At 39.3% G+C, this 26,786-nt stretch carries 24 protein-coding genes and 1 tRNA gene; 8 read left to right on the top strand and 17 right to left on the bottom strand.

Features of this window, described 5'->3' with window-relative positions; translation table 11 throughout:
• Positions 1 to 25: 25 nt before the first annotated feature.
• Both BLR53_RS12515 and BLR53_RS12510 read right to left on the bottom strand, forming a co-directional pair.
• Positions 26 to 3,184: an efflux RND transporter permease subunit gene (locus tag BLR53_RS12515; RefSeq protein ID WP_074590098.1), complete on the bottom strand. Its 3,159-nt coding sequence runs from the start codon at positions 3,182 to 3,184 to the stop codon at positions 26 to 28.
• Between the two features lie 8 nt (positions 3,185 to 3,192).
• Positions 3,193 to 4,320, bottom strand: coding sequence for an efflux RND transporter periplasmic adaptor subunit (locus BLR53_RS12510; protein ID WP_074590096.1), 1,128 nt, complete (start codon positions 4,318 to 4,320; stop codon positions 3,193 to 3,195).
• A 446-nt stretch (positions 4,321 to 4,766) separates the two neighbouring features.
• Between BLR53_RS12510 and BLR53_RS12505 the strand changes: the two genes are divergently transcribed.
• A complete protein-coding gene (locus BLR53_RS12505; RefSeq protein ID WP_244889509.1) occupies positions 4,767 to 5,393 on the top strand; it encodes a helix-turn-helix transcriptional regulator in 627 nt (208 codons plus the stop codon).
• 11 nt (positions 5,394 to 5,404) lie between these two features.
• Here BLR53_RS12505 and BLR53_RS12500 read toward each other — a convergent pair whose 3' ends face one another.
• Positions 5,405 to 5,653 carry a helix-turn-helix domain-containing protein gene (locus BLR53_RS12500; protein WP_051759736.1) on the bottom strand — a complete coding sequence of 83 codons (249 nt, stop codon included), beginning with the start codon at positions 5,651 to 5,653 and terminating at the stop codon, positions 5,405 to 5,407.
• 325 nt (positions 5,654 to 5,978) lie between these two features.
• The gene (locus tag BLR53_RS12495) at positions 5,979 to 7,361 is read right to left on the bottom strand and encodes an MFS transporter (RefSeq protein WP_051759738.1); all 1,383 of its coding nucleotides are present in this window, start codon (positions 7,359 to 7,361) and stop codon (positions 5,979 to 5,981) included.
• A gap of 123 nt (positions 7,362 to 7,484) precedes the next feature.
• Between BLR53_RS12495 and BLR53_RS12490 the strand changes: the two genes are divergently transcribed.
• The 3 genes from BLR53_RS12490 to BLR53_RS12480 all read left to right on the top strand — a co-directional run bounded on the left by BLR53_RS12490 (position 7,485) and on the right by BLR53_RS12480 (position 11,687).
• The gene (locus BLR53_RS12490; RefSeq protein WP_074590092.1) at positions 7,485 to 7,982 is read left to right on the top strand and encodes an Lrp/AsnC family transcriptional regulator; all 498 of its coding nucleotides are present in this window, start codon (positions 7,485 to 7,487) and stop codon (positions 7,980 to 7,982) included.
• A gap of 247 nt (positions 7,983 to 8,229) precedes the next feature.
• Complete coding sequence (locus BLR53_RS12485; protein WP_074590090.1) at positions 8,230 to 10,581, top strand: TonB-dependent receptor; 2,352 nt, start codon at positions 8,230 to 8,232, stop codon at positions 10,579 to 10,581.
• Positions 10,581 to 11,687: a PepSY-associated TM helix domain-containing protein gene (locus tag BLR53_RS12480; RefSeq protein WP_074590088.1), complete on the top strand. Its 1,107-nt coding sequence runs from the start codon at positions 10,581 to 10,583 to the stop codon at positions 11,685 to 11,687. Before BLR53_RS12485 ends, BLR53_RS12480 begins: the two co-directional genes overlap by 1 nt.
• A 68-nt stretch (positions 11,688 to 11,755) precedes the next feature.
• On the opposite strand, the gene BLR53_RS12475 is transcribed toward BLR53_RS12480, so the two are convergent.
• The 6 genes from BLR53_RS12475 to BLR53_RS12450 all read right to left on the bottom strand — a co-directional run bounded on the left by BLR53_RS12475 (position 11,756) and on the right by BLR53_RS12450 (position 18,283).
• Entirely contained in the window at positions 11,756 to 12,958 is a 1,203-nt protein-coding gene (locus tag BLR53_RS12475) for a DUF4932 domain-containing protein (RefSeq protein WP_074590085.1), read from the bottom strand.
• A gap of 61 nt (positions 12,959 to 13,019) precedes the next feature.
• Complete coding sequence (locus tag BLR53_RS12470; RefSeq protein ID WP_037439340.1) at positions 13,020 to 13,463, bottom strand: SRPBCC family protein; 444 nt, start codon at positions 13,461 to 13,463, stop codon at positions 13,020 to 13,022.
• Between the two features lie 99 nt (positions 13,464 to 13,562).
• On the bottom strand, positions 13,563 to 15,935 hold the full coding sequence (locus BLR53_RS12465; RefSeq protein ID WP_074590083.1) for an ABC transporter permease: 2,373 nt from the start codon (positions 15,933 to 15,935) through the stop codon (positions 13,563 to 13,565).
• Positions 15,936 to 16,121: 186 nt separating this feature from the next.
• Positions 16,122 to 16,361 carry a hypothetical protein gene (locus BLR53_RS12460; protein WP_074590081.1) on the bottom strand — a complete coding sequence of 80 codons (240 nt, stop codon included), beginning with the start codon at positions 16,359 to 16,361 and terminating at the stop codon, positions 16,122 to 16,124.
• Positions 16,362 to 16,428: 67 nt separating this feature from the next.
• Positions 16,429 to 16,794, bottom strand: coding sequence for a response regulator (locus BLR53_RS12455; RefSeq protein WP_074590079.1), 366 nt, complete (start codon positions 16,792 to 16,794; stop codon positions 16,429 to 16,431).
• 100 nt (positions 16,795 to 16,894) lie between these two features.
• Entirely contained in the window at positions 16,895 to 18,283 is a 1,389-nt protein-coding gene (locus BLR53_RS12450; RefSeq protein WP_074590077.1) for a PAS domain S-box protein, read from the bottom strand.
• 274 nt (positions 18,284 to 18,557) lie between these two features.
• On the opposite strand from BLR53_RS12450, the gene BLR53_RS12445 reads away from it, so the two are divergent.
• Positions 18,558 to 19,208: a hypothetical protein gene (locus tag BLR53_RS12445; RefSeq protein ID WP_037439349.1), complete on the top strand. Its 651-nt coding sequence runs from the start codon at positions 18,558 to 18,560 to the stop codon at positions 19,206 to 19,208.
• Between the two features lie 27 nt (positions 19,209 to 19,235).
• On the opposite strand, the gene BLR53_RS12440 is transcribed toward BLR53_RS12445, so the two are convergent.
• The 5 genes from BLR53_RS12440 to BLR53_RS12420 all read right to left on the bottom strand — a co-directional run bounded on the left by BLR53_RS12440 (position 19,236) and on the right by BLR53_RS12420 (position 23,948).
• Complete coding sequence (locus tag BLR53_RS12440; RefSeq protein ID WP_051759744.1) at positions 19,236 to 20,126, bottom strand: alpha/beta hydrolase family protein; 891 nt, start codon at positions 20,124 to 20,126, stop codon at positions 19,236 to 19,238.
• 166 nt (positions 20,127 to 20,292) lie between these two features.
• Positions 20,293 to 21,294, bottom strand: a complete 1,002-nt coding sequence (locus BLR53_RS12435; RefSeq protein ID WP_074590074.1) for an NADP-dependent oxidoreductase — start codon at positions 21,292 to 21,294, stop codon at positions 20,293 to 20,295.
• A gap of 11 nt (positions 21,295 to 21,305) precedes the next feature.
• Positions 21,306 to 22,070: an SDR family oxidoreductase gene (locus tag BLR53_RS12430; protein ID WP_037439353.1), complete on the bottom strand. Its 765-nt coding sequence runs from the start codon at positions 22,068 to 22,070 to the stop codon at positions 21,306 to 21,308.
• A 25-nt stretch (positions 22,071 to 22,095) separates the two neighbouring features.
• A complete protein-coding gene (locus BLR53_RS12425) occupies positions 22,096 to 22,824 on the bottom strand; it encodes an SDR family oxidoreductase (RefSeq protein WP_074590072.1) in 729 nt (242 codons plus the stop codon).
• A gap of 23 nt (positions 22,825 to 22,847) precedes the next feature.
• Complete coding sequence (locus BLR53_RS12420) at positions 22,848 to 23,948, bottom strand: alkene reductase (RefSeq protein ID WP_037439358.1); 1,101 nt, start codon at positions 23,946 to 23,948, stop codon at positions 22,848 to 22,850.
• A gap of 94 nt (positions 23,949 to 24,042) precedes the next feature.
• On the opposite strand from BLR53_RS12420, the gene BLR53_RS12415 reads away from it, so the two are divergent.
• From BLR53_RS12415 to BLR53_RS12405, 3 genes are all read left to right on the top strand, one after another.
• Positions 24,043 to 24,447, top strand: a complete 405-nt coding sequence (locus BLR53_RS12415) for a winged helix-turn-helix transcriptional regulator (RefSeq protein WP_037439360.1) — start codon at positions 24,043 to 24,045, stop codon at positions 24,445 to 24,447.
• Between the two features lie 283 nt (positions 24,448 to 24,730).
• Complete coding sequence (locus BLR53_RS12410) at positions 24,731 to 25,135, top strand: DUF1905 domain-containing protein (protein ID WP_083332071.1); 405 nt, start codon at positions 24,731 to 24,733, stop codon at positions 25,133 to 25,135.
• Positions 25,136 to 25,159: 24 nt separating this feature from the next.
• Positions 25,160 to 25,810, top strand: coding sequence for a DUF2461 domain-containing protein (locus BLR53_RS12405; protein ID WP_074590209.1), 651 nt, complete (start codon positions 25,160 to 25,162; stop codon positions 25,808 to 25,810).
• A 68-nt stretch (positions 25,811 to 25,878) separates the two neighbouring features.
• Here the strand turns inward: BLR53_RS12405 and BLR53_RS12400 are convergent.
• Positions 25,879 to 25,962 (bottom strand) — tRNA-Leu (locus BLR53_RS12400).
• Between the two features lie 59 nt (positions 25,963 to 26,021).
• A complete protein-coding gene (locus BLR53_RS12395; protein WP_037439364.1) occupies positions 26,022 to 26,783 on the bottom strand; it encodes an MBL fold metallo-hydrolase in 762 nt (253 codons plus the stop codon).
• Positions 26,784 to 26,786 lie beyond the last annotated feature (3 nt).

Here is a 26,786-nt window from a genome sequence, read left to right as displayed (position 1 = left end):
ACAATAAGACCGGGAAACAAATGAGTTAAAGAAGCGGTTCCTGAAGAACCCGGGGTTCATGTGCCGGTTTGTCGACACCAAACAGTTTCTCTTGAATCGACTGGAATACGATGAACAAAACCGGGATCACAAACACACCGAAAAGTGTACCTATCAGCATTCCGCCGATTGCAGCAGTTCCAATTGACTTATTACTTAAAGCACCGGCTCCTGTACTAAGCATGAGCGGCAAGAGCCCGAATATGAAAGCGAAAGAAGTCATCAGGATAGGTCTTAACCTGGCCCTTGCACCCAGAATTGCAGACTGTACCAGACTCCGCCCGCTCAAACGATGCATTAATGAGAATTCTACAATCAGAATTGCATTTTTGGCGAGTAGTCCAATTAACATGATGAGGCTTATCTGTAGAAAAATATTATTATCGACACCAAATATTTTAGCGAAAATAAAGGCACCAGCCAAACCTACAGGTAGCGACAATAACACTGAAAAGGGTAAAATATAACTTTTGTATTGTGCACTTAACAGGAAATAAATGAATAGTAGACAGAGTGCAAAAATCAATACCGTCTGACTCCCGCTGGAGAGCTCCTCCCTCGTTAAACCGGAAAATTCATAAGTGTAACCCCGGTCCAGAGTCTCAGCAGCTACTTCTTCCAGCGCTCTGATTGCATCTCCGGAGCTATATCCTTCATTGGGGCTACCAGTTACCGTAGTTGAATTAAACAGGTTGAATCTAGTTATAAATTCCGGGCCGTAAGTTTTAGTTAGCGTCACTAATTCGGAAACCGGCATCATTCCGTCTGCAGATCTGACGAAGATTTTATTCAGCGTCTGCTCATCACCGATTAAATCAGGTTGACTTTGGACCATCACCCGGTATTGTTTTCCGAACTTATTAAAATCAGAAGCATAAATACCCCCAAAATATCCCTGAAGTGTATTTAATACCATATTAACACTCACTCCAGCATCTTTACATTTAGCGACATTCACGTTCACCTGGTATTCAGGAAATCCTATGTTGAAGGGATTAGTGGCATACATAATTTCCGGCCGCTGATTCACGGCTGTCATGAATTTATCTATCGAACTGGAGAAGGCCTGGTAATCGCCGCCTGTACGATCTTGCAGCTGCATTTCAAATCCATTACTATTCCCAAATCCTTGCAGTGTCGGAGCAGCAAAAAATATAAGTTTAGCCCCTTTTATATGCGCTGTTTTAGCGAACAGCTGACCGACTACAGAATTGATATCCTGTCCTTTATCCATTCTTTCATTCCACGGTTTTAATCTGATAAAAAGTGCACCGTATGATCCACCAAAACCATTGAAGAGATCCATACCTGATAAATTGGAAGAAAGTTCAACTTCTGGAATACTCCGGACAATACTGTCAACTTCTTTGGAAATCTCGACGGTACGTTCCAGTGTAGCAGCAGGTGGAAGTACAATGTTGCCATAAATACCACCACCGTCTTCATTAGGTACAAAACCTGTGGGCGTACTTTTCATCAGACCATAGAATATCAGTGAAAAGGCCAAAATACCTGCCGCTGAAATCCATTTTCTGCGGACCAGAAATTTAACTGCATGAATATATTTGAAAGTGACAACCTCAAAAGCAGTATTAAAGCCTGTAAAAAATCTAGGCAGAAAGCCTTTCGGCTGATGATTCTCTCCAGGTTGATGCGGCTTAAGCAGAATCGCACAAAGTGCCGGACTGAGCGTTAAAGCATTGATAGCAGAAATTACAATTGCTACGGCCAGCGTCAAACCAAATTGCTTGTAAAAGACTCCGGCCGATCCGGTAATAAAAGTAACGGGCAAAAACACAGCCGACATAATCAATGTAATCGAAATAATAGCACCGCTGATCTCACTCATCGCATGTATAGTAGCTTTCTTAGCTGACTTCGCCCCCTGGTCAAGTTTAGCATGAACCGCTTCGACCACAACAATCGCATCATCGACAACAATGCCTATGGCTAGAACCAATGCAAAAAGCGTGAGTAGATTGATTGTAAAGCCAAATAATTTCAGAAAAAAGAATGTACCAATAATAGAGACCGGAACCGCAATTGCGGGAATTAAAGTAGATCTGAAATCCTGCAGAAAAATAAAGACTACTATAAAAACTAGTATAAACGCCTCGATAATCGTGTGGACAACTTTTTCTATGGAAGCATCTAAAAAGTCATTCGCATTTAAAAACGTACTATATTTAATCCCTGGAGGGAAGTCTTTAGACGCATCTTTAAGTATTTTTTCGCAGGAAATAATCAACTCTCTCGCATTTGATCCTGATGTCTGACTGATTTCACCGCCTGAGGAAACTTTACCATTCGTTACCAGTGATGTCGTATAATCCAACGCCCCAAATTCGATATCTGCAACGTCTTTTAATCTAAGTAAACTACCTTTTCTGTCACTTCGCAGAATAATCTGCTCGAATTCTGTGACTTCATCTAACCTGCCTGTATATTTTAAAGTGTATTGAACAGATTGTTTGCTATTCTCACCGATTTTACCCGGAGCTGCCTCTATATTCTGTTCTTTTAAGGCATCAACGATATCATCTGGTACCAGGCCATGGTTAGCCATTGCATCTGGCTTAAGCCAGATCCGCATAGAATATTCTCGCATTCCATAGATTTCAGCACCACCGACTCCCTCAACTCTTTTCATTTGAGGCATGATATTAATCCTCAGGTAATTGTCTAGAAATTTTTGATCATATTTACCACTTTCATCGTAAAATAAGAAACTAAATGCAGTACTGCTCAGCTTTTTACTGGTCGTGATACCAGCTTTGATCACATCTGCCGGCAACTGGCTGGTCGCCTTATTGACACGGTTTTGAACATTGACTGCAGCAAGATCAGGATTAGTTCCCTGCTTAAAAAAGATAGTAATAACAGCGCTTCCGTTATTACTTGATTTGGAAGTCATGTAGGTCATGTCTTCCACACCATTAATTTGTTCTTCCAGAGGCGTGATAACACTTTTCATCACCACTTCTGCACTTGCCCCCTGATATGCAGCAGAAACCTCGACGGTTGGCGGCGCTATTTCAGGATATTGGGAGATGGGAAGGGAAAATAGTCCCAATAGTCCCAGAATTACGATTATTACCGATATTACCGTTGATAATACAGGGTTCTCTATAAATTTTCTTAACATTTTATCATTTATTTAGCAGCTGAACCATCAGGAACTATTTGCATTCCATTACTTAAATACTGAAGTCCTTCGCAGACTATCCGGTCTCCTGATTTTAATCCGCCGGTCACAACATAGGTCTTCTCGTTAGCGGAGTCCATAATCTCAATTGGCATTTGCTGTACTTTATTCTTATTATCCACTGTAAAAACAAAACGTTTACCCTGGATTTCATAAGTCGCATTTTTAGGAATCAGCAATGCATCCTTTAACAGCAAAGGGACAGAAACTGACGCACTGGAACCACTCCAGAGTCGGCCGTCCGGATTAGCAAATACCGCTTTAAAATTGGCTGAACCGGTATTTTTATTGAGCACACCGCTTAACGTTTCTATTTTACCTTTTAAAGGGTATGTCTCTCCCTGCGAAAGAATCAGGTTTACTTCGGGCATGTTTTTCAATCTATTATGCTGCTGATTTCCTTTATATTTATTAAGAAACACCTGCAATTGCTGCTGACTTAGTGAAAAATAAGCATAGACTTTTCTGGTGTCTGCAACACTGGTAAGCGGTATTTCTGCTGTACTGCTAACTAAACTTCCCGTTTTATAAGGAAGTGTCCCTATATATCCGTCTATAGGGCTCAGAATACGGGTATAGGAGAGTTTTGTTCTTGCTGCGGAAAGATCTGCTTTTGCCTGAAGGAGTTGTGCTTTTTTCACCCGCTCCAGATTAACAGCAGTTTTTAATTCGAATGTGTTTACGATTTTCCGTTCTACCAGCGCTTTTGTTCTTTGCACCTGGATCCCCGCAGTTTCTAGTTCTGCTTCGGCAGCTGCAATGGCTGCTAGGCTAATATTGACATCTTGTTTGTAGGTATTGGCATCAATATCGAAAATCGGCTGACCTCTTTTAACATAGGTGCCCTCCTGAACCAATACCTGTTCAATATACCCGTCAACTTTTGGACGTATCTCAACGGTTTGCTCACCCTCGAGCGTTGCAGGATAAGTAACGTGTAATTCCGTCTCGCGAGGCTCGATAACCTGCGTCTGAAACTTTTCGGGTATTGGTGCAACATTATTTTTCACCGCATTTCCACAGGAACTTAGGATCGAACCAGCGACTATAAAAGTCAGCATATTATTTTTTTTCATTTTTCGTCAAAGCTGTTTTTTAAAAGATAAAAAAGAAGAAATACTTCCTGAAGGAGCGAATTAACCAGCGACGAATAAAAAAAAATACGCATAGTTATCCTGTACAGCAGAATAATGCCGTTCCTAAGGTTTATTTCCAGTTAAAAGTTTAATAGGTTTCTGCTGAAGAATTCAACAGAAATTACATGTTTACCGCTTCTTTAATACATTCCAATAAGGAACAAGGAATACAGGTATTTTTTCATTCCTGCTTAAAGTCGCCGTTGGGGTGGGGTCAAATAATACAATAGGCATAAGTTAAATCATAAAGTAAATCATTAGATACTTTTTCCATTCTGAATAGAAAACTGAACCTAAATATGAATAAGTACGGCAAAGTTAGTACTTTTGTGAATAAAACAACCATTTACTTGTTTTATTGAATTATGACGACAAATCGAATACTGATGCTCCTCAAGACAAGAGGCCCTTTAACTGCAAAAGATCTGGCTTCACACCTTCAAATAACCAGTGAAGGAGCTAGACTTCAACTGGTTAAGAACATGGAAGACGGTTTCGTGAAAGTTGAGACTGATGTTACGGGAGTTGGCCGTCCTAAACAATATTATAGTCTTACCGATCTTGGAAATGGTAAATTTCCAGACACACATGCTGAACTTACTGTAAAACTAGTTGATATTATTAAAACATCTTTAGGCGAAAATGCGCTACAGACGGTTATAGATATTTACGAAGAACAGGGGAAAACCCGATATCTAAATGAATTGACGGAACACACTGCTTTAGAAGAAAAAATTGCAAAACTGGCTGAAATCAGAACCAGAGAAGGTTATATGGCAGAATACACGAAGGAAGATAACGGATATTTTTTCATAGAAAATCACTGCCCTATTTGCGCAGTTGCTAAAACCTGCCAGGGATTCTGTTCATCGGAATTAAATACATTCAAATATGTGCTGGGCGACAAAGTGGAAATTAGTCGCATGAACCACATGATCAAAGGAGACAGACGCTGTGTTTACCAAATCATCGAAACTGAGTCCGATACTGATGCAAATGCGTTCAATTCGTAATTCTCCGGTATCTATAAAGGCACAACGGCTTTGTTTGGTAAAAAATATTTCGGAGAAAGTTCGAAGTAAAAAGCCAGGATATTCAAATGCTTGATATTATACTTCGCGATATTCTGAGGATTTTCAACGTTCCAGATAAAGGACGGGCTGACGTTTAAAATATATCCAAATTCTTTCATGGTCAAATTATGGGATAATCTAAGTTTCTGAACTTTATCAATTATATATTGATCTATAGAACTCACCAAAGGCTTTTCCATATCGAGATGCGTTGTTTTGTCAAAAAAATCACTAAATGATTTTAAACGAATTAAACCCAAACAGTAAACTAACTCGGGATTCAATGGACTATAGTATTGCATGGATGAAGTGTCATGGCGTCTTAAGATTCCTTTTTTGAATATCAAAAGTCCGTGTACACATCATAATCTGAGCATTAATTACGCTTCATTTAGTACTCGAAAATAAGCATCAACACCCACAATACGCAAAAACCACACTCATTTTACGTAGTTATACTGCTTAGCAGGTATTAATACGTTCACATAAGTACAAATACGTATCTTAATACGTTATCATTTTTCTTTAAACAGAAGCAGTGATGACCTGGGATCTGACGGTTGTGACATATTTTAGTAACCAACCTAGTCCAGATAGCGTATAAATACAGAGGACGGTAATAGCGGCATAACTCACAGAATGCCCGGTCACGTCATGATTTATAAAAAGTGTAAGTAAGGAAAGACCTATTCCTCCACCCAGAAAATAAGCTGTGCTAGCCAGACTTGAAGCTAATCCATGGTGTCGAACGGGGATACCCATGATTGAAATAACAGATAAACTTGTGTAGCATATAGTCATGCCTAAGCCAGATACACAGGCTGCAGAGCAAAGTAATAACGGTAAATTATGCCCGAAAAAGACAGAAGCCATTAAAAAGCCTGCTCCCATCACCATTAAAGTCATGCCCATTATTGCAGTTTGCCATATTGTGAATTTTCGGATAACCAGGGGCAAAGCAAATTTAGCAAACGCCGCTGAAAGCAGGCTGAATGGCACCAGGTACAAACCAGCCTTTGCTGCACTAAAGTGCATATCCTGCTGAAGCAGTAGTGATAAAACAAACATATATCCGGTAAAAAAGGCCCCCAGTAAAATGAATACCCCGAAGCCGGTAACTGTCTCCCTAGAGCGAAATAATGACAAATCAATCAGGGGCAATGATTTTTCTTTTAGCCTTTTTAAAATTGCCCTGGACATCAGGAGTACAACTATTCCCAGACCGGCGATCAGCCAAGCCTTTTCTCTGATATGACCAAGTTCATGCACACCATAACTTAACATTAGCAATACCAGTACCAGCAAAAACCCAGATAGAAAATCAGTTTTAGAAGTATCTTTTGCCGGTTCATCAGCCCTGAGCAGATACCAAGCTAAAAGGATAACTATTAACAACACAGGTACATTTAGAAAGAAAATCCAGTGCCAGCCCATATGTGTTGTTATAATACCGCCTAAAGCCAGACCGCTCCCCGATCCGATCGCAGCGAATGAACTAAAAACAGCGATAGCTCTGCTTCTCTCGCTACTATCTGTAAAGGTATGGGTGACTATGGCGAAAGCTGAAGGCATGATCAGGGCAGCACCAATGCCCTGCAATGCGCGAAAAAAAACGAGATATTCCAACCCGGGAGAAAAGCCTGCCCCCAGAGAGGTGAGCAGAAAAAGCAGGCAACCTGTCATAAAAATCTTTTTCTTTCCAATCAGGTCGGTTAATTTTCCGCCTATAATCAGGAATCCGCCGTATAACAGTACGTACAAGGTTTGCACCCATTGTACCTGGTCGCTTGTCAGTCCATATTGAGACTGTATTGAGGGTATAGCCAGATTCACAATTGCAATATCAAGTGCTTCGACAAAAATGCCTACGGACGCGATGGCGAGAATCAGGTTCTTTCTTTGAATCATAATTATATACGAATAAAATTCTACGCAAAGGTAGATTTAAGCCATAGTTTATAAAAATAATACAGATATTTAGAACAAACATAACTATCAAACTATATCCATAGAACATTTGCCTTATTTCAAATGAACACCAAACCTCAAACAGAACAAACTAAAGGGAACAATCTAGTACTGGACGAGAAAGACCTCGACATATTGAAACTATTACAGGAAAATGCAAAACTCACAATAAGAGAAATTGCGAATACGGTACACCTCAGTCCTACCCCCACTCATGAAAGAATAAAACGCCTGGAGAGAGAAGGAATTATCAAAGAGTATGTCGCTGTGCTGGATAAAAGAAAACTAAATAAGGGCATTATTGTAATTTGTAAAGTATCTCTGAAAGAGCATAACAAAGAAATAGCGGGTGCTTTTATTCAAAAAATATTACAGTTTAAAGAAGTGATAGAGTGTTATAATATCTCTGGAGAATTCGACTTCATGCTCAAAATCGTAACTGGCAGTATGGAAGCTTATCATCATTTCTCTATACATAAGCTCGGTGAAGTTTCCGGAATTGCTAAAACAGAAAGCATTTTTGTAATGGATACCATTAAAGAAACACAGCAATTACTTTAATCATTTTTCTATGAAAATCTATTTTAAACCACGAGGTAATGCTTAAAGCAACCCACCTTCTAATCTCCACATAGAATTTGCTGAATAAGTTTTCTAACAGGTGCCATATGAAACGATGTATATTTTGCGAATTTTCAATAATTATTTATGCAGCTCAACTGTAAGTCAAATAATTAAAATTACGGATTTAACTTAAGTCTATTTGTAACAAGTCTTAATAAGTATATATTTGCGGAAATTATTCTATATGAAGCCTGGATCTTTACTACTATACATTACGTTCTTAATATTTATTCCTCTTTTTACTTTTTCCCAAGGCACACAAAACATACTGACGGGTACGGTAACTGACAGCGATCATCAGAAAATCGCAAATGCAAATGTACAGTTAAAGAAAACTAGTCTGAAGACTGTCACCGATCAAAATGGACGGTTTCAGTTCAAAGGGATCCCTTCTGGAACATATACAATCCGTATTTCCGTTACAGGGTTTCTTAATCATGAATCTGTAATATCCATCAATTCTGATCAGGTAATAAACCTTGATTTCACCCTGCAGAATGACAATGCAGACCTAAATGAAGTAATTGTTTCCGCAAGCAGAAAGGCAGAATCACTTTCTCAGACCCCGTCATCAGTAACGATATTAACAGCCAAGGACATTGCGACACAGTCAACTATCAGTCCTAATCTCGCCAATATTCTTGCTTACAGTGTTCCTGGACTGGGTACATCTACAAATCAAACGGGCAATTCAGGTCAGACACTTCGCGGACGTAATGTCTTAGTATTGGTCGACGGTATACCTCAATCTACCCCGCTACGTGCTGGAGGAAGGGATATCCGAAGTATAGATCCATCTGTAATTGAAAGAGTTGAGGTTATTAAAGGCGCTACTGCCATATACGGTAATGGTGCCGAAGGCGGATTGATCAATTATATCACTAAAAAACCTGTTGCAGGTAAAAAATTCGGTGGGTATTCTCAACTTGGAATGACAGGTAATACTAAGGGAGACAGCACTCTCGGTTTTCGCGCAGTACAGCAGTTTTATGGAAAAGATGGGAAAATAGATTACGTTGTAAGCGGTTCTTATGAGAAAACGGGTGTTTACCGTGATGCTAAAGGAGAAGTTATTTCCCCAGATTACGGATTAGGAGAAACTAAAACTTATAATGCCTTCGCTAAAATTGGCTACGATATTTCTGCCAAACAAAGACTCGAACTGATGTACAACTATTTTAGCTCAAGGCAGCATTCTGAATATGTATTGAAAAACGGAATATATGGTGAGAAACCTGCAATTGGAGTTAAAGGTATACGTAAAGGAGAACACGAAGGAACGCGCCACAATCACAACGCAAACCTGCAGTATACCAATAACCAGATCTTTGGACAAACTAATCTACAGGCTAACGTTTATCTACAGGATTTTTATACTATCTATTCAAATGTAGCGTCTTTTTATGAAGGTGGGCAGTCGGCCATTAAATCACAAAAAAAAGGGGCAAGAGTTAATTTGAATACTCCGGTTACTTTTTCGGAACAAGTTTCCACACAGATTAACTATGGACTCGATCTGATGAATGATAATACCTCTCAAAGTCTGACTGACGGAAGAGTATGGGTACCGGATATGAATATGGTTAACTTCGCACCTTATCTGCAGACTACTACAAATATTTTAAGAAACCTTACCATTAAAGGAGGTTTAAGAGTAGAAAATATCAATATCAAAGTTGACGATTTTAATACGCTTGCTACTGGCCCCAATAATGAAGGAAGTATCGCTGTTCAAGGTGGAAAGTTAAATTATAATGCCCTTGTATTTAACTTAGGCGCCAGATATTCAGCTTCTAAATTATTTAATCCATTTATCAGTTATGCACAATCTTTTTCTGTTTTCGAATTAGGCCGTGTGCTGCGTGCAGCGCAAAGCAATACGCTTTCACAATTGCAAACAAAGCCTATTATTGTCAATAATTATGAGGCGGGATTTAGTAGTTCAATCGGAAGTCTGAATGTGAGTGCAGCTTATTATATCAGTACTTCTAAACTAGGTGCGAATCTTTTAGAAGTAGATGGTAAGTATATTTCCCAAAGAATACCTGAACGGGTTTCCGGCTACGAGATCCAAGCCGACTACACGTTTACAAAAGATCTGTCAATTGGCGGTAACTATGCTTTTGTAGATGGAAAAGGCGACGTCGATAACGACGGAAATTATGATGGACCAAATGACGTATATCTTAATACAACCCGCATTCCCCCTTCTAAAGCGACAGTTTATCTTAAGTTTTCGGGTATTAAAGATTTCACCTTCGATTTAAACTGGATGAGAGTTGGCAACAGGGATCATTTCGAGCCAAGTCCAAAGACAGGCAAATACCTAATCGGAGAAGGCCCTGTGAAGGCGTATAACCTTTTCAACCTTGCCATGGGTTATCAGGCAACAAAGGCTTTGAAACTGAATCTTGGACTAGAGAACCTATTTAATAAAGCTTATTACCCAAGCATCTCTCAGTTCTATGGAAATAACACAATCTATACCAGAGGAAACGGACGAAGATTTAACCTTGCTGCAGGATATTCTTTCTAATGAAAACAAGTAAGAAAATTAAAAATGGCGTGAGGTTAATCCATTTATGGCTGGGTCTGTTTAGTGGGGTCATAGTTATGATCATCAGCCTTACCGCCTGTATGTATGTCTTTGAGTCTGATATCCGGACCTATCTGCAGAAAGAATACGCTTATGTACCTGTAAGCAACCAAACACCTGCAAGCCTTGCTGCATTATTGCATGACATGTCCAAAATTGCCCCTGGAAAGAAAATAACAGGGATTGAGATTAACCATACAGCGCCTAATGCAACCGTTGCTTTCAGTGCCGGAAAAGGTAATGTTTATTACCTTGATCCGTATAATGGGCGTCTGGTCAAAAAAGCTGGGAAAGATTATCTACTTACCATCCGCGAAATACATACCTCATTATTAATGGGTGAGACAGGAAAGTTTATTATCCGCTGGTCTGTAGTCATATTTGTGATTATGTTAATTTCCGGTTTGATTTTATGGTTTCCTGGCCAGGTCCGGCTTATCAGACAAGCCCTTACGATTAAATGGGAAGGCTCTTTTAAGCGAGTCAATTATGATTTGCACAATGTAGTGGGATTTTATGCTTCAGGTATCTTGCTGGTAATTTCTCTTTCCGGACTATATTTTGGATTCAAAGAAGTACGCACAGCGGTTAGTTTTTTAAGTGGGTCTAAACTCACCGAAGGTAAAAAAGCTGAGCCGGCGATTAAACCTGAAATCATTGAAGCTATCCCGGAACGTTACGGAAAAATGTATGCAGATGCGGTCAGTCTATACCCTGGTGCTGAATTAACAACGTTGACTATCCGTAAAGACGGAAATATCCGTCTTCGTTTAAACTATGCGTCAAGCTGGGAAAGAAAGCGGAACACTTTTTTCTACAATGCAAATAATGGGCAATTAATCAGTTCCAAATTATACAAAGACTATACAAGAGCTGATGTCATCGAGGCTGCAAATTATGACCTTCATACCGGGCAGATATTTGGCCTGTTCGGGAAAATAGTAGCCACTATAATTAGTCTTATTTCTGCCAGTTTACCTGTAACTGGGTTTATTATCTGGCTAAAAAAGGGTAAAAAGAAAAATGCACATCGTATAAAGGCTTAACGTATGTCTTTTTACCCAGGGGGAACAACCAATTCAATTATTCTGCCCCCGGAAGACTGGGTAATCTATCAGTAATTTACATACAATCTTACCTGCTCATCAATAATCTCCGGCGTGAGCCCCTGAAAATACGCCATCAGGACAGGTACATAACTTTTAAAATCAGGGTATTTTTTATGGTTACGTTCATACTCTATGATTTTCGCCTCTAATAAAGGGATCAGCACGCAATTGTATTCCCCGATATGCAATTTCCGTAATCGTTCTGCTTCTTTATCATTCTTCACTGAAACTGCAATTCGAATTTCTCCCAACCTTACCAGATGTTCAATAACAGTCACATGCCAGCCACGGATATTGCTTGTACTCAATATCGCTTCTAATTTTTTTGTATAAAGTGCGGAATCTGCCTTAATGCTTGTCGTATATTGATCAAGCAAAGGATTCACAAAAGAATGTCCTATTTCATGCGAAGAAATAAATGAAGTTACAGGTTCGTTATCAAATCCAAATTCATGATAGTCGGCAAGGCTATTTTGAAGTTTGAGCATTTTACTGGAGCTGACAACCATAGAAGGAATCTTACCCTTTGGAGAGTCTATTTGTGGTCCAACACCACGATAATTGTCATCGCCAGGAGTAATAGGCATAGCTGGGGAAATGTATAATTCATAAAAAGGAAATTTTTGGCCGTACCACTTCTCCATATGAAGAAAAATATCCTTATTGATATCTTTTCCTATTTCCTGCAGTGCTTGTTTGTAAAAGGACGAATTTTCAGCCAGAAATCTCCCCACATCTGCTTTGACATAGAAACTCCTCAGACTATCAGTGAGCTCTGCCAACAGAGCATCCACATTTTTATTCATGGAAGAGCCAGAAGGATTATTATCTGTTTTCAACGCAAACCTCGGCCCCGCCCCGGGGAACTCCTTCTGATTCAATAAATAGTTAAAAATCGGACCATTATCGTGCAATGTATCACGAATCTCCTTTAGTATTTCCGCTGCACGGATTATAACGGGATCATTCTGGTAGTTACTAAAATGTTTAAAACCAAAATACACAATGGGTTGATGAGAATAATCTACCCCCTTAATATCAAAAACATAGTTACCGATATGTTCGACTGCAAGCTTTTCAGCAAAGAAGTAGGTTTCGATATTTGTACTAACACCAACTGAACCTTTTGTGGACAAAGGCAGCTGGTGCTGGGCAAAAAGCACGGAAGAAATTAAGGATAACAAGAAAACAATAAACATCTTATTCATGGTAATATTTTTGCTCCAAATTTAAGATAGATATGCCTCCAACGATTGTATAATCTTGCTATTATTTTGCCTGTTCAGACAGGTCTTTTACCTTTTCCAGTGCGGCAGGCCAGGTATTATTCATGAAATCGACGTAATCATCGTTCATATCTAGCGTAACAACCCATACCGTTTTTCCATTAACCTGCTCTAGTTCATAATTTTCCAGTGCGTCTCCCCACTCCTCTCCCTGATAGGTCGTTGCATCTTCTACACCGTCTTTTACTTCTCCAAGGTGACGGATCGAAAGAAATTTACCCGGAATACTATCGACAATTTCAGAGACCATTCCCTGACCCTCTCCATTGAGAAAGATCGCCTTACTTCCTTTTTTCCAGTCTGTCTCTGCACTGGAGCCTTCAGCAAATACCGACGTCCATTGTCCGTAGGTTTCTTTGCCGGTAATTATTTCCCAAACACGCTCAGGTGAAGCATTAATAGTAATGCTGTATTCAAGTTTTTTCATAAGATCTATTTTTGATTATGATAAAGTTAACTGTTATCCAGCGTCCAAAACCGGTGCATAAAAGACATAAAATGGGTAAATTGAGACAGCTTTATAAAGCTATTCGTCTTTTAGATAAGGGGAAATACTTGCCCTATAAGCTTTTAAAATATGCCATGACACACTTACTGCTGTAGTAAATAACAGGGCGACCACAGCCATTAAAACCGGCAATAATGAAAACTGACTATTAACAGATAGCTGACTGAACATAGCGGTCATCATAACATAGGAAAGCGGCAATCCAATTGATATGGCAAAAACCAATGCAAAGAAAAACTCTTTGACAATCAAATATATAATATGGCTCATATCTGCACCCAATACTTTTCGGACACTTATTTCCTTCATCTTTTTGCCTAGAATAATCAATGCCAGTCCAAATACACCCGAAACTGATATCAGCGTCATGAATAACGATGTTACGCCTAGAAGTTTTGATATTTTCGAAAACCCTGTGAAATAGCCATCAAAAACTTCGTCCTGATAATAATATTCAAAGGGATGATAAGGATAAATCTTCTGCAGAATTCCTTTGATGTCCTGCTGTGCGTTAGAAAACAGCTCAGGCGCATATTTGATGTATATAAACCTCACATCTTCTGGTTTACAATTCATCAGGACTAAGGGCGCTATTTCGTGTTCAAAACTTTCGTAACGGAAATCATTAACTTCACCTACTATCACATAGTTATGGCTGTTATAGATGATCTTTTTCCCAATTCCCGATGACCAGTTCATCATTTTCAAAAATGCCTGATTTACAATAACCGAATTCTGACGGTCCGCTGGAAACTTCTCACTGAACCCTCGTCCGGATGTTATTTTAATTCCCAGATGGTCGGTAAATCCAGGCAGAACATTCAAACTCTTGACTGTCTCGGCCTCCGTATCAGCCTTTACGCTGATCTCTCTGGTAAAATTGCCAAGCGATTCAACTGAACCCGCAACTGACTCAATTTTATTATTTTTTTTAAGTTGTTCCTGTATAGAATTATAACTATTTGAGTTATCTATACTTACTACCACATTATTATCAGGGTGATAACCCCAGGGCTTAGATTTGATAGTTTTTGTTTCTTTTACGAATGCGATAGCTGTTGAAATAGCCATAAAAGTAAGAAAGAATTGAAAAGCCAGCAGAACCTTCCTGAAACGATTCTTACTTCCCATCTGTACATTTCCTTTCATCATTCCAACGGTACTTAAGGAATAGATATAGTATGCCGGATAAGTGGCTCCACTCAAAGCGGAAACAAAAATAAGTATGAATGCCATGACCCAGGTTCTTTGATGCAAGAAAAATTCGTTCCCCAACTGAAATCCTGATATCGAACTAAACCATGGAAAAAAGAAGACTTCTGCCAACAGCAAACCGAAAAAAACGGCTATTGAGCAAATTATTAAATTCTCAGTTATAAACTGAAGAATGATCTGGCCCTTACTGCTACCCATTACTTTTCGGACGCTGATTTCTTTCAGTCTGCCGGAAACAGATGCAATAGTGATATTAATATAATTAAAATATACCAGCAGCAAAATGGATACTGCAATAACAATCAGCATAATTAACCCGATTGGTTGCATGGTATTAAAATAACTCCCATACACCTTATACGAATGAAAGTTCATCGTATTTAGGTGCTGATAGTGGAAAGATGAAATCTGGCTATTCTGATTAGCAGCATTGTAAAGATCTGAATATCGCTTCCCCTGGCTCCTAAGTAAAGCAATGTCTTTCGCGTCTTTCATTTCAATAAAAGTGATGCTGGTACTCTCAACCCAGCTTCCGGGCTTATCCAGCCCCAGCGCGGTCATTCTGGAATATGGAACAAGCGCGGAGAAATTAAACGAAGCTTCTACAGGATACTTCTTAAGAACCCCTTTTACTATAAAGTTTTCTGAAATGACGCTCTTCCCGCGGTTGATTCTTATTGTCAGCGCTTTACCTACCGGATTACTAGTTCCAAATAACTTGCCAGATAACTCCTGCGTCAGAACAATTCCATCTTGATCAGTGAATTTCTGCCTTTCTCCCCATTTTACAGGGTAATCAAACATTTCATAAAAATCATCGTCTACAAAAGTGAGTCTATCCCGGAACACATTTTCCCCTTGCTTGATAACTACAGACCGGTAATTAAGCCTTGCCGCATTTGATACCTGAGGGTAATCATTCTTCAGCGATGGTGCCAGAGCTGCAGGAACATCTCCATAAATCTGCTGTACCCCTTTCTTATCTACTATTTTTTCAATCACAAATAGCCGGTCAATTCTGGAATTAAAACTATCCTGATGTAAAGCCCAGTAAGTATATTCAGAAACCATAATGCAGCAACCTACTGCCAGGGCAAGACCTGAAATATTTATAAACGATGACAGTTTATATTTTTTGAGATTCCTGAAACCTAATTTTAAGTAGTTCTTGAACATGAAATGTTTTTTTGACTATGATAAATGAGGTGCAAGAACCAATCATATGCCACAATAAATTATTAGACAAAAGGTCGAGGATAAGCTTCCTGCTTAATCTTTATAGATTTGCATGTACGTTAGCGTTCACCGGTGTCCGGTAACGTACATGAAATTTTCAAAAAAATTGACAGTAGAAGCTAATTGCTAAGGCTTGCAAACTTTACAGGCGGAATATCCGTTTTTCACCGCTTCCTTTTTAGTAGTTTGTATCTTACTTTGCCTAAGATACCTGCAGTTTGATTGATGATATTTTTCACCAGTACGAGTAATGTATACGATTATCTCTTTCCTGTCTGAGATGTGCGTATGTAAATATTCAGCACCAAATCCGGGAACAGCAAGCAAACTCAATCCGAAAAGAACAGAGAAGATCAGCTTTTTCATCGAATTAATATAAGTATATAATCGCTAATACTTATTATATATAAAATGAATAATAATAGCTCCCTTATTAGCAGAGCTTAGCTTGGATCGTTTTACCAATCAGAAGACATAACTCATCAATATCAAAAGGCTTCAGCAAATAGTTATCCGCACCGTTCTCACGGGCTATCTGTGCTATATTGGGATTAGTTGAGGTTAAAATTACCGGAATTGAAGACGTTCCCGGTTCAGATTTAATCCTTTTAGATATTTCACTGCCTTCATTAGCCAGTCCGTTATGAATTAAGATCAGGTCTGGCTTAATGTCGTATATCTCCGAATGCTCAAATGGCTTCTTGGAGACATATATTTGATATCCTTCAGATTCAAGTAACAAAGTTATAACGTCAATTACCGCAGGATCTTTGTCTATAAGGAGGATTCGTTTATTCATAAAACCAGAGCATCTGTTTAAGATTTCGCCAAATATATTAAATAATAAAAACACCTATAACGGGGGTTTATACGTATTTCATTAGTTTAATCTGATTCCATTACTTACGCTCTGTTTTTTCAACAATTTCCTTTAGTACCGCATCCAGTTCTTCGGCCGAAGACGCCACCATAGGAATTAATTCATTCAGGGCAGATAGATCATTTTTGCTAAGCTTCATTAGAGAAACAAGGCCCAATATCTTCGCAAGTGGACTACGAACCTTGTGGGATTGTATCCACGATATTTCCTGTAAACGCCTATTTTGATCCTTAATTGCATTCAGATCACTCACCCGCTCGGTTACATCTTGCATGGAACCAATTATTCTTACCGGCAAGCCGTCCACGTTAAAGAGAATAAAGGCTCTGTCGAGTACAAACCTGTACGAACCATCTGCACATCTAAAACGGTATTCGGCATTCAATCTAGTTTTATGATTTTCGATCAGTGATTTTGTCTTCCAAAGTATTTTGTCCAGATCTTCGGGGTGGACATGCTCCTGCCACCATTTTTCAGTATATGAAGTTTTTTCGTGACCAAAGATTCCTCTGATGCCCTGATTCCATAACATTTCTCCGGTAACCATATCCAGATCCCAAATTGCATCGCTTGTTGCCTTGGAAACAATATCAAATCTTTTAAGACTATTTTCCTGTGCTTGCTTCGCCTGGATCTCGGCAGTACGATCTATTGCCATTACAAGCCTTGCATTTTTGCCTTCAAAGTAGACCGTATTGCCCTCCACATTTACCGAGATAATTTCTCCATTCTTTTTCTGGTGCTTTACGCTGTTTTTACTAAAATAGCCCACAGCAACTTTTGTACATAACATTTCCTCAAGCGCTGGTATGTCACTTTTAAGGCGGATATCTTTGATTGTCATGGATAAAAATTCGCCTCGGGTATACCCGTAATGACTGATTGCAGCCTCATTCACGTCCAGGAACTGCAAATTATCGAAATCATATACCCATTGCGGCACCGGGCTGAGGTTAAATAAATCACGATATTTCCTCCGTTCATCCTGAAGCGTTTCCAAAGACTTTTTATTCGCTGTGATATCTTTGAAATAAACTGACAGTCCATTTCCTGATGGGAAAGCAGCAACTTCCACCCAAATTCCCCGGGGCGGAAAATACTCCTCAAACCTCACGGAAACATTCTCATCCACTGCTTTATGATATTCGGTAAAGAACTTCAATGGTACAGCGTCAGCATAAACATCCCATAAATTTTTTCCTATGACTTCTGACCGGGGCATGAGCATTAGCCGCTCTGCCTCTTTATTCCAGTAAGTTACTTTCCATTCTCTATCCACTTCGAAAAATGCATCTGTAAAACTTTCTAGAATATTGGAAATTCTCTTTCGATACTGAGACAATTGATACTCAAAATCTACTGTATCTCTGAATAACTCAGGGTTTCTTTGATTTTGATGGTCTGCCATAATAAAAAACGTAAATACAATTAAACTAAAGAATCTACGTTAATAACGCCCCTTACATGGGATAGTTTTTAGAAAAGGAGGATCTTTTTCCTTAATAAGTGATTTCTGCGAATTTTATTAAAGAAACTCAGCGGCTGATCGCACCGCAAATTAGGTTTATTAATCTATTAAAGAACTCTAATGAAATCAGCTTTTAAAGCGATATCACACAAGCGAAATAATACCGCCATACTGCTGATAATTAGTATATTAGATTAAATAAACTAACTCTCTCATGAAAATTACAACAAGTGTTTTTTGCCTATGTACTTTTATAAGTACATATTCTGCGATAGCGCAGGTCTCTGAACCGGTATTTTCTGCCATAATTGGCCTTGGCGCCGGGACAATGATTAATAATACCTACTTAGATCCCAAGATCAGTAAATTAAATAACGTAGTCATTATAGAACGATCTGATAAGATGCGATATAATGCAACCCTTGGCTTTTCATGGACTCCATATAAATACTGGGTAGATAAGATGGATGCAGCTGGAGAAGTAGTTTCGCATGATTTGGTTACTAAAGGGCCAACTTTTGCGGTATTTGTCAATCCGGTAAGTTTGTCAACAATTAGTGAAACTAATAAACCTTTTGATTGGGGAGTGGGAGCAGGTTGGCGGTTCAGAGCCGTCTCATTGCTTGCTACAATTGAATTTCTAAATGTAAGGCAACCTCGGGATTACTTCCTCGCCCAGTTTGAGGGTAAAAACCTACCGCTCATAGTGAATGGAAATATTCAATCGGAAATATCCACGTCCGATGATACCTTATTTAAAAATCGTGGCGTAGCAGCAATAGGACTTAAATTGGTCATTCCTATTGATTTACTAAATTTCGGCAAGAACAGTGGAACAAACGGCAATACAACATCTGGTAAATGACAATAACCAGATGTTGATAGTATTTGATTATTTCCGGTTCATATTACCATCACCGGATTTAATCCATTGAATAGCAACATTAAACGGATCCGGCGATTTCGAGAATGAGGTGTTATGCCCTAATTCTGGAAATAACCGGTATTCATAAGGCTTACCTTTCGCTTTAAGCGCGTCGAGGTGTTCAATGGACAAATTAACCGGAATTTGCACATCTTTGCCTCCAAAAAGCCAAAGCCCCCGAATCGGGAGTGCAGCGAGTGCATCGCGTGGATCTGTGGCAGCAAACTGATAGCGATCTGCATCACTGCGTATATGTTCGCGTACCTCAGCTTCTGTGTGCGTTTCCCAAAAGCCAGGTTTTCCTTCTGTATAAAATTGAAATCGCAGCTGTTCGAGCGTTGTGACAACTGGTCCGCTAAATAATATCATAAAATTCACATTACGATTTTCTTTCGCAGCCAAAGGGATGATCCAGCCGGCCTGGCTAAACCCTATGAAGCCCAACGGCCCATGATTTGCAGGTAAATGCGCAATCAAAGCGTTAGTGGCGGCACTTGCATCTAGTGCCAATAAATTGAGATTTGAAACATCAATGTTATTAGTTCCGGCTTCCGGTCCAACGTATACTCCCCCCGATTTTCCCACTCCGCGTTTGTCATATGTTAATACCGCGATACCATTTTCTGCCAGAAGAGACGCCATTTTCAGCATCCTTGTTTCCTGACCAGAGCCATGGATAAGAATTACCGCCCCATATGGATGTTTAGGTTTAAATATAGTACCAGCCAGAGTGATACCGGCACTATTGAACTCAACATCATCGGTAATGAAGTCCGTCCGGTGACCGGGGTCAGGTATCGTTTGTCCAAATGAACTAAAACTAAGGCAGCAGAGAAGAAGAAGTAAATACGATTTCATTGTTTTAAGTTTAAAGGGGTCTAATACCCCCGGTTATTAGATTATAACATAAAACAATAATAGGCAGCCCGGAATCCTGAATTTAATAAATGTGATAGAACAGTGGGAAAATGTGACGAAAGGCAGTTCTACGGTAGAATAAAATACTTGATGAATGACAGTAGCATTATTTCAATTTGACGACTACTTTTCCTTTTGCTCGCCCGCTCTCCACATATTCCAGAGCCTCAGCAGTCTGCTCAAACGGAAACGCCTTATCTACCACAGGTCGAATCGCACCCTCTTCGATAAGTTTGGAAATTTGCTGTAATTGCTGCCCATCGGCTCTCATGAAAAGGAATGAATAGTCAACACCCAGTTTCCTGGCTTTTCTTCGGATGCCGGAGCTTATCAGTGACAATACAATCTTTACGAACCAAGGGGCGCCGATTGATTTGGCAAAATCTGGCGTAGGCGGCCCGGAGATTGAAATCGCCTTTCCTCCCGGTTTTAAAATCCTTAATGATTTGTCTAAAGTCTTTGCATCCTGGCTATTTAGCACAACATCATAATCTTTCAGTACAAGTTCAAAATCTTCCTTTTTGTAATCAATCAGCACATCAGCTCCAAGGTCTTTTAACATTGGAAAGCTCTTTTCACTTGCAGTTGTGGCAACGGTTGCACCTAAATATTTCGCCAGTTGTATTGCAATAGTTCCTACTCCACCGGAACCGGCCTGAATAAACACTTTCTGCCCTTTTTTGAGACGCGCGTTTTCTACCAGGGCTTGCCATGCAGTAAGGGCAACCAACGGAATAGACGCAGCTTCTTCCATAGAAAGACTCTTTGGCTTTAAGGCTACATCTTTTTCACTAATTGCAATGAACTCTGCAAATGTACCGATATGAAAATCTGAAGGGCGCGCATAAACCTCATCCCCCTGCTTAAACTGTTTTACATTTTTTCCAACCTGGGTAATTACGCCTGCGACATCATGTCCTAAAATAAGTGGCAATTTGTAGGGTAGGATCAATTTGAATTCACCAGACTTGATTTTAGAATCCAGCAGATTGAGGCCGGCAGCATAAACTTCCACCATCACTTCATTTTCCTCTAAGACTGGAAGCGGCATCTCGGCTAACTTAAGCGCCTCCTTTTTACCATATTTTTCTACTATAAATGCTTTCATATCTTTATCTGTTACCGGAGGCTGTTGTATATTTTTTTAGGGTTTACCAGGTTAAATGCCATCTTGGGGGAAAATCTGCTTATTAAATATAATAATTTTGTATCTCCGACACGAATGGTGAACTGATCTCTTTTAATCCCTGAGATAAGCGCTTTTACCAAATCATATGTAGTCATCTTCTTATCTTTTCTTTTGGCGGTCATCTCTGTTGATACTAGCGGTGGCAGCAACTCAAATATTTTCAGATCACTCCCGAGTATTTCCAGATCTTTTCTCAACAACTTTGTATAAAAGCCCAAAGCAACTTTAGTTGCAGAATAAGTTGGCTCTTCTAACCCGGGAACGAGACTAAGTAGCGAAGTAGTAATGATAATTGCACTGTCAGCTCTAGATTTCAACATGTGCATAAACAAGTTATTCAATCTTATGACTCCGAAATAGTTTACGTTCATCTCGTACTCTGCATTCTTCAGGATCTGTTCATTTCCTGTGCCCAGATTAAGCGCCGGACTTCCAACGCCTGCATTATGATACAAGATATCTATACCGCCCAATGTACTAATCTGCCTAAAGAGGGAAAGCGCATCGTCTTCCTTTTCAACATCACTCCTGATAACGGTTACCGCAGGTATGTCTTGTTTCACCGCATCTAGCTTGTTTTGATTTCTACCGGTAATGATCACTTTAGCGCCGATTTCCAAAAATTGCTTTGCTGCTTCCAGCCCTATTCCTGATGCTCCACCCGTTATCAGGATTGTTTTACCTTTTACATTCATTGTTCTTTGAAATTATACAGATTTATCAATTATTAACCTGCTCGGTGATGGCATCAACCAAAGCGTGTATTTTTTTTGCATCCCCGACAGGAATTTCAAACTGGTTTTTCTCCAAAGCAGCAAACAGTTCATCGGCTACCTCTGATGGCGCAATACCGTTTACCCCGCCAATCTCTGCTGAAAACTCGGTATTTACCAAAGGCGGATATATTTCATAAACATTCAACTTTTCGTTAGTGGCAAATGTATCTCTCAGACCTTGCGTGTAACTGTGGAGTGCAGCCTTGCTAGCGGAATAAGTAGGCAAATATTTGTTGGACCTAAATACAGCTATTGAAGAAACGTTTACGATTGCCGCCTCTTCCTGTTTCAAAAGTAATGGTAAAGTCAGTGCGGTAAAATCAATCACACTGATATAATTAGTATTGATTTCCTGATAAGCTTTTTCTGCAGCATTATTTTTAATATCGCTTAAATCATTCATAAATGCCGCTCCAGCATTATTAATGATAATATTCACATTTGGATAATTCGCTTTGAGCTCTCCTGCAATGCGAGTTCTATCAGCAGCTATCGATAAATCTCCCTGAATGGCAACTGCATTATCAAGCTCTTTCAATGCGCTTTGAAGACGTTCTTCACTGCGGCCGTTGATGATAATCTTGTTTCCTGCCTCACTTAATTTTTTGGCGATCGCTAGACCTATTCCGGCACTTCCACCACTTATGAATATTGTATTTCCTGTCGTTTTCATTATTCTATATTTAATTTTAAAACCTATTTGCTGGTATCCAGTGTAGGATAATCTGTATATCCTTTTTCACCAGGCGTGTAAAAAGTAGTTTGATCTGGTTGATTAAGAATTGCCTGCGTTCTGAAACGCGCTACTAGATCGGGATTAGCAATAAATGGAACACCAAAGGACACCAGATTAGCATCTCCATCATTTAATACTTGATTAGCGGTTTCCCGGGTAAAAGCCCTGTTAATAATAATGGTGCCTTTGTAAATCTTCCGGAAATGTTTGGCTACTTCCTGGATCGCATCAGGAATTGCAGAAACATCGGTAAACGGCTCAATCAGATGGATGTAAGCAAGGCCATAATCATTCAGCTTGTTTACAACATAATTATATAAAGACTTGGTTTCATCATCTACAAGAATGCCCATTATCCCATTTAAAGAGGGATTTAAACGAACAGCAACTTTTTTAATATCAACTACCTGCTCCAATTCATCTAAAATGTCGAATAAAATTCTTGCACGGTTTTCTACAGAGCCACCATATTCGTCTGTCCGGTGATTGCTGTTTTTGCTAAAGAACTGTTGCAGCAGATAGCCATTTGCCCCATGTAGTTCCACACCATCAAAACCAGCTTCGAATGCATTGATGGCGGCTTGCTTGAAATCATTAACTGTTCTTTTAATATCTTCGGTATTCATTGGTTCTGGTGCTTGAGACGGCTGAAATCCCTTTGCTGTAAATATTTGCTGCTCAGGATTTACAGCCGAGGGGGCCAATGGCTTTCTACCAGCATGCAGATCCGGATGAGAATATGCTCCGGTATGCCAAAGCTGCGCAAATATTTTTCCGCCTTCGCCATGTACTGCATCAGTAGTTAATTTCCAGCCCTGTATCTGTTCTTTGCTATAAATACCAGGTACGTTCACTACGCCAACCGCATCTTCACTGATAAATGTTCCTTCGGTAATGATCAGTCCAGCAGTGGCACGTTGTTTATAATATAGCGCAGTAAGGGTCGTAGCGACATTCCCAGGGTTTGCAGAGCGGCTTCTGGTCATTGGTGCCATCACTATTCGGTTGTTTAAGGCCAGTCCATTTAGGCTATAAGGTTCAAAAATTAATCCTGTTTCCATTGTATCTATAATTTAATTACGTAAATTCGCTTGCGTTTTGCAAGTGCAAATATAGAAACAACTTTTAATTTGCAAGTGATTTTATAAATATTTTATGATGGAAATAAAAAAGAGGTCTGATTGCCCTATTAGCAGCTCCTTGGATATATGGGGAGACAAATGGTCATTACTTATTGTCAGGGATCTTATGTTCAAGAAACAATGCACGTATGGAGACTTCCTGAAATCGGATGAAAAAATAGCAACTAATATCCTCGCTTCCCGGTTACAAATGCTGGAAACAAATGGGGTAATTATCAAACTAGACCATCCGGAAAGCAAAGCCAAAGTTTTATATAAACTAACCCAAAAAGGGGTTGATTTGCTTCCCTTAATGATCGAAATAAACTTATGGGCTGATAAATATTTCACATTGCCAATAGAAATAAAATCAATGTTGAAAGAAGTAAAAAAAGATAAAGATGCTTTTATAAAGCACAAAAAGATTGAGCTGTTATAAGATTCGAGTTCTTTAAATGGATCACCTTCACCAGATTATAATTGGTTTTTGCGACCATCAGTCTATATTATTATGGCCTGATGACGAAACATAATAAATGTCATTTTGTAGTACATTCACGACCTGATTCTTATAGAGGCTCTTTATATAGATATAAAGAATAAAACTAGAGAATTCCTTTAACTGATTAGTTATTATACCATAAATGTATATGAAAGAATTATTAAAAGACAAAAAATTGACGCTAAACTATGTCCCTGATCACGGGGCATGAACCTATAATATTATTATCCCAGATTCTAAGGATATTAAAGGCAAATGGGGATATATTAAGGTATCCGGCACAATCGACGGTTACGAATTTAAGAATATGAATTTAGCACCACGCAAGGGGCTGGATATGTATATGTCAGTCAATGCTGGTATCAGGAAAGCAATCAATAAAAAAGGTGGTGATTCAGTTATTGTTAACATGTACAAGGATTCTGATAATAAGCTTACGGATGAAGATGATATCTTGGCGTGTTTTAGGGATGCTGATATCCTTACAGAATTCAGAGCCCTAAATGAAGAGGAAAGAACTATCATCATCAAAGATATCCTCTCACAAGCTGACGAGAACAGTCAGGAAAAAAAGATACTCTTAGAGATAAAAAACTTAGCAGCAAAACCGGGCGGTAGACATTAATTTGAGATAAATATGCTAAAAAAAATGACCTTCGACTTTCTTAAAGGACTGAAGAAAAATAATAGCAAAGAATGGTTCGATAAAAACCGCGATGATTACAGAGAAGTCTATGAAAATTTCGAGGGGTTCACACAAGATCTTATTGATTCTATCAGCAAGTTTGACCCCTCAATCGCATCTTCTCATTTGCTAGCCAAAGACTGTATCCCACGTTTAAATAGAGACCTCAGGTTTTCTAAAGATAAATCCCCTTATAAAACCTATCTATATGCTGTCATCAGCAGTGGAGGTCGAAAAAGTGGAAATGCAGTATATTACGTTATGTTGGATCCAGATAAATGCTGCTTTGGTGCAGGCAGTTTCCAGCCAGATCCAGATAAACTTAAAAAATTGCGTCAGGAAATAGATTACAATTTTGAGGAATGGATAAAAATAGCAGAGAATTCTACACTTAAGACAGCTTTCCCTGACGGCATCATTGCGCAAGAAAGTTTACAAAAAGTCCCAAACGGTTTTGATGCTTCTAGCCCGGCAGCTGCGTTTCTTAAGATGAAGAGCTTCTTTGTAAGACAATATTATGCCGATTCCTTCTTCCTTAAGGAAGACAATTTTGATGGTATAATCAAGCGGCTTAAAACCTGCGTTGAGCTCAACAAATTTGTGAACAGGGTCTAGTGAGTGGTATTGGCATAGCAAGCCCATTTGAAATTAAAAAACCGGAATTGATTTCTCAATTCCGGTTGTACCCGAGAGCAGATTCGAACTGCCACGCCGTTGCCAGCACCAGCCCCTCAAGCTGGCGCGTCTACCAATTTCGCCACCCGGGTTTGTACTGTGCTGCAAAGATATATTTATTACCAATAGTTTAAAGAGATATTTTAAAAAACTAGACAATAATCTGCAGCCCGTCGTAAGCAAGCTGAACACCAGCGGGTAATTCAGATGAAATATCTGCATGTTTACCCAAATTATGACTTACGTGGGTTAGATAAGTAGTCTCCGCTCCTATTTCGGCAGCAAAATCCAGGGCTTCATCTAACGTAAAATGAGAAATATGAGGCTCCTTTTGGAGGGCGTTGATTACCAATACTTTTGTTCCTTTTACCTTTTCCCTGGTCTCGGCTGAGATAGTTTTGGCATCCGTGATATAACTAAAATCTCCAATACGGTAGCCCAGAATCGGCAGTTTATAATGCATCACAGGCAGTGGAATGATTTCCGTTTGTCCGATCAAAAAAGATTCGTCAATTACAGTATGCATATCTATCTGCGGCAGTCCCGGATAGAAATGTTCAGTAAAAATATAAGAGAATTCTCTTTTTAGAGCATCCTGAACACGTGGAGTTGCATAGATATCTATGTTCTTTTGCAGTAGATAATTAAATGGGCGGATATCATCCAGGCCGGCAATATGATCTTTATGTTCATGCGTATAAATGATAGCATCCAGATCTTTCACACCCGCACGAAGCATCTGATACCTGAAATCCGGGCCACTATCAATTACGATGGTCCTGTCTGCCGTTTCTACGAGAACAGAAACACGCAGGCGTTTATCTCTGTCGTCCTCAGAGCGGCATACTTCACAATTGCAGCAAATCACAGGAATACCTTGTGAAGTGCCCGTACCCAGAAATGTTATCTTCAATGG

The organism is Pedobacter antarcticus, assembly GCF_900103515.1.
Classification (GTDB): Bacteria; Bacteroidota; Bacteroidia; order Sphingobacteriales; family Sphingobacteriaceae; genus Pedobacter; species Pedobacter antarcticus.
The sequence above is the reverse complement of the archived record's forward strand: the minus strand, read 5'-3'. Positions and strand labels throughout refer to the sequence as shown.

What these genes read in the sequence shown, in the direction of transcription:
- BLR53_RS12515 (WP_074590098.1), bottom strand. Translation starts at nt 3,184, where the DNA reads ATGTTAAGAAAATTTATAGAGAACCCTGTATTATCAACGGTAATATCG.
- BLR53_RS12510 (WP_074590096.1), bottom strand. Translation starts at nt 4,320, where the DNA reads ATGAAAAAAAATAATATGCTGACTTTTATAGTCGCTGGTTCGATCCTA.
- BLR53_RS12505 (WP_244889509.1), top strand. Translation starts at nt 4,767, where the DNA reads ATGCTCCTCAAGACAAGAGGCCCTTTAACTGCAAAAGATCTGGCTTCA.
- BLR53_RS12500 (WP_051759736.1), bottom strand. Translation starts at nt 5,653, where the DNA reads ATGGAAAAGCCTTTGGTGAGTTCTATAGATCAATATATAATTGATAAA.
- BLR53_RS12495 (WP_051759738.1), bottom strand. Translation starts at nt 7,361, where the DNA reads ATGATTCAAAGAAAGAACCTGATTCTCGCCATCGCGTCCGTAGGCATT.
- BLR53_RS12490 (WP_074590092.1), top strand. Translation starts at nt 7,485, where the DNA reads ATGAACACCAAACCTCAAACAGAACAAACTAAAGGGAACAATCTAGTA.
- BLR53_RS12485 (WP_074590090.1), top strand. Translation starts at nt 8,230, where the DNA reads ATGAAGCCTGGATCTTTACTACTATACATTACGTTCTTAATATTTATT.
- BLR53_RS12480 (WP_074590088.1), top strand. Translation starts at nt 10,581, where the DNA reads ATGAAAACAAGTAAGAAAATTAAAAATGGCGTGAGGTTAATCCATTTA.
- BLR53_RS12475 (WP_074590085.1), bottom strand. Translation starts at nt 12,958, where the DNA reads ATGAATAAGATGTTTATTGTTTTCTTGTTATCCTTAATTTCTTCCGTG.
- BLR53_RS12470 (WP_037439340.1), bottom strand. Translation starts at nt 13,463, where the DNA reads ATGAAAAAACTTGAATACAGCATTACTATTAATGCTTCACCTGAGCGT.
- BLR53_RS12465 (WP_074590083.1), bottom strand. Translation starts at nt 15,935, where the DNA reads ATGTTCAAGAACTACTTAAAATTAGGTTTCAGGAATCTCAAAAAATAT.
- BLR53_RS12460 (WP_074590081.1), bottom strand. Translation starts at nt 16,361, where the DNA reads ATGAAAAAGCTGATCTTCTCTGTTCTTTTCGGATTGAGTTTGCTTGCT.
- BLR53_RS12455 (WP_074590079.1), bottom strand. Translation starts at nt 16,794, where the DNA reads ATGAATAAACGAATCCTCCTTATAGACAAAGATCCTGCGGTAATTGAC.
- BLR53_RS12450 (WP_074590077.1), bottom strand. Translation starts at nt 18,283, where the DNA reads ATGGCAGACCATCAAAATCAAAGAAACCCTGAGTTATTCAGAGATACA.
- BLR53_RS12445 (WP_037439349.1), top strand. Translation starts at nt 18,558, where the DNA reads ATGAAAATTACAACAAGTGTTTTTTGCCTATGTACTTTTATAAGTACA.
- BLR53_RS12440 (WP_051759744.1), bottom strand. Translation starts at nt 20,126, where the DNA reads ATGAAATCGTATTTACTTCTTCTTCTCTGCTGCCTTAGTTTTAGTTCA.
- BLR53_RS12435 (WP_074590074.1), bottom strand. Translation starts at nt 21,294, where the DNA reads ATGAAAGCATTTATAGTAGAAAAATATGGTAAAAAGGAGGCGCTTAAG.
- BLR53_RS12430 (WP_037439353.1), bottom strand. Translation starts at nt 22,070, where the DNA reads ATGAATGTAAAAGGTAAAACAATCCTGATAACGGGTGGAGCATCAGGA.
- BLR53_RS12425 (WP_074590072.1), bottom strand. Translation starts at nt 22,824, where the DNA reads ATGAAAACGACAGGAAATACAATATTCATAAGTGGTGGAAGTGCCGGA.
- BLR53_RS12420 (WP_037439358.1), bottom strand. Translation starts at nt 23,948, where the DNA reads ATGGAAACAGGATTAATTTTTGAACCTTATAGCCTAAATGGACTGGCC.
- BLR53_RS12415 (WP_037439360.1), top strand. Translation starts at nt 24,043, where the DNA reads ATGATGGAAATAAAAAAGAGGTCTGATTGCCCTATTAGCAGCTCCTTG.
- BLR53_RS12405 (WP_074590209.1), top strand. Translation starts at nt 25,160, where the DNA reads ATGACCTTCGACTTTCTTAAAGGACTGAAGAAAAATAATAGCAAAGAA.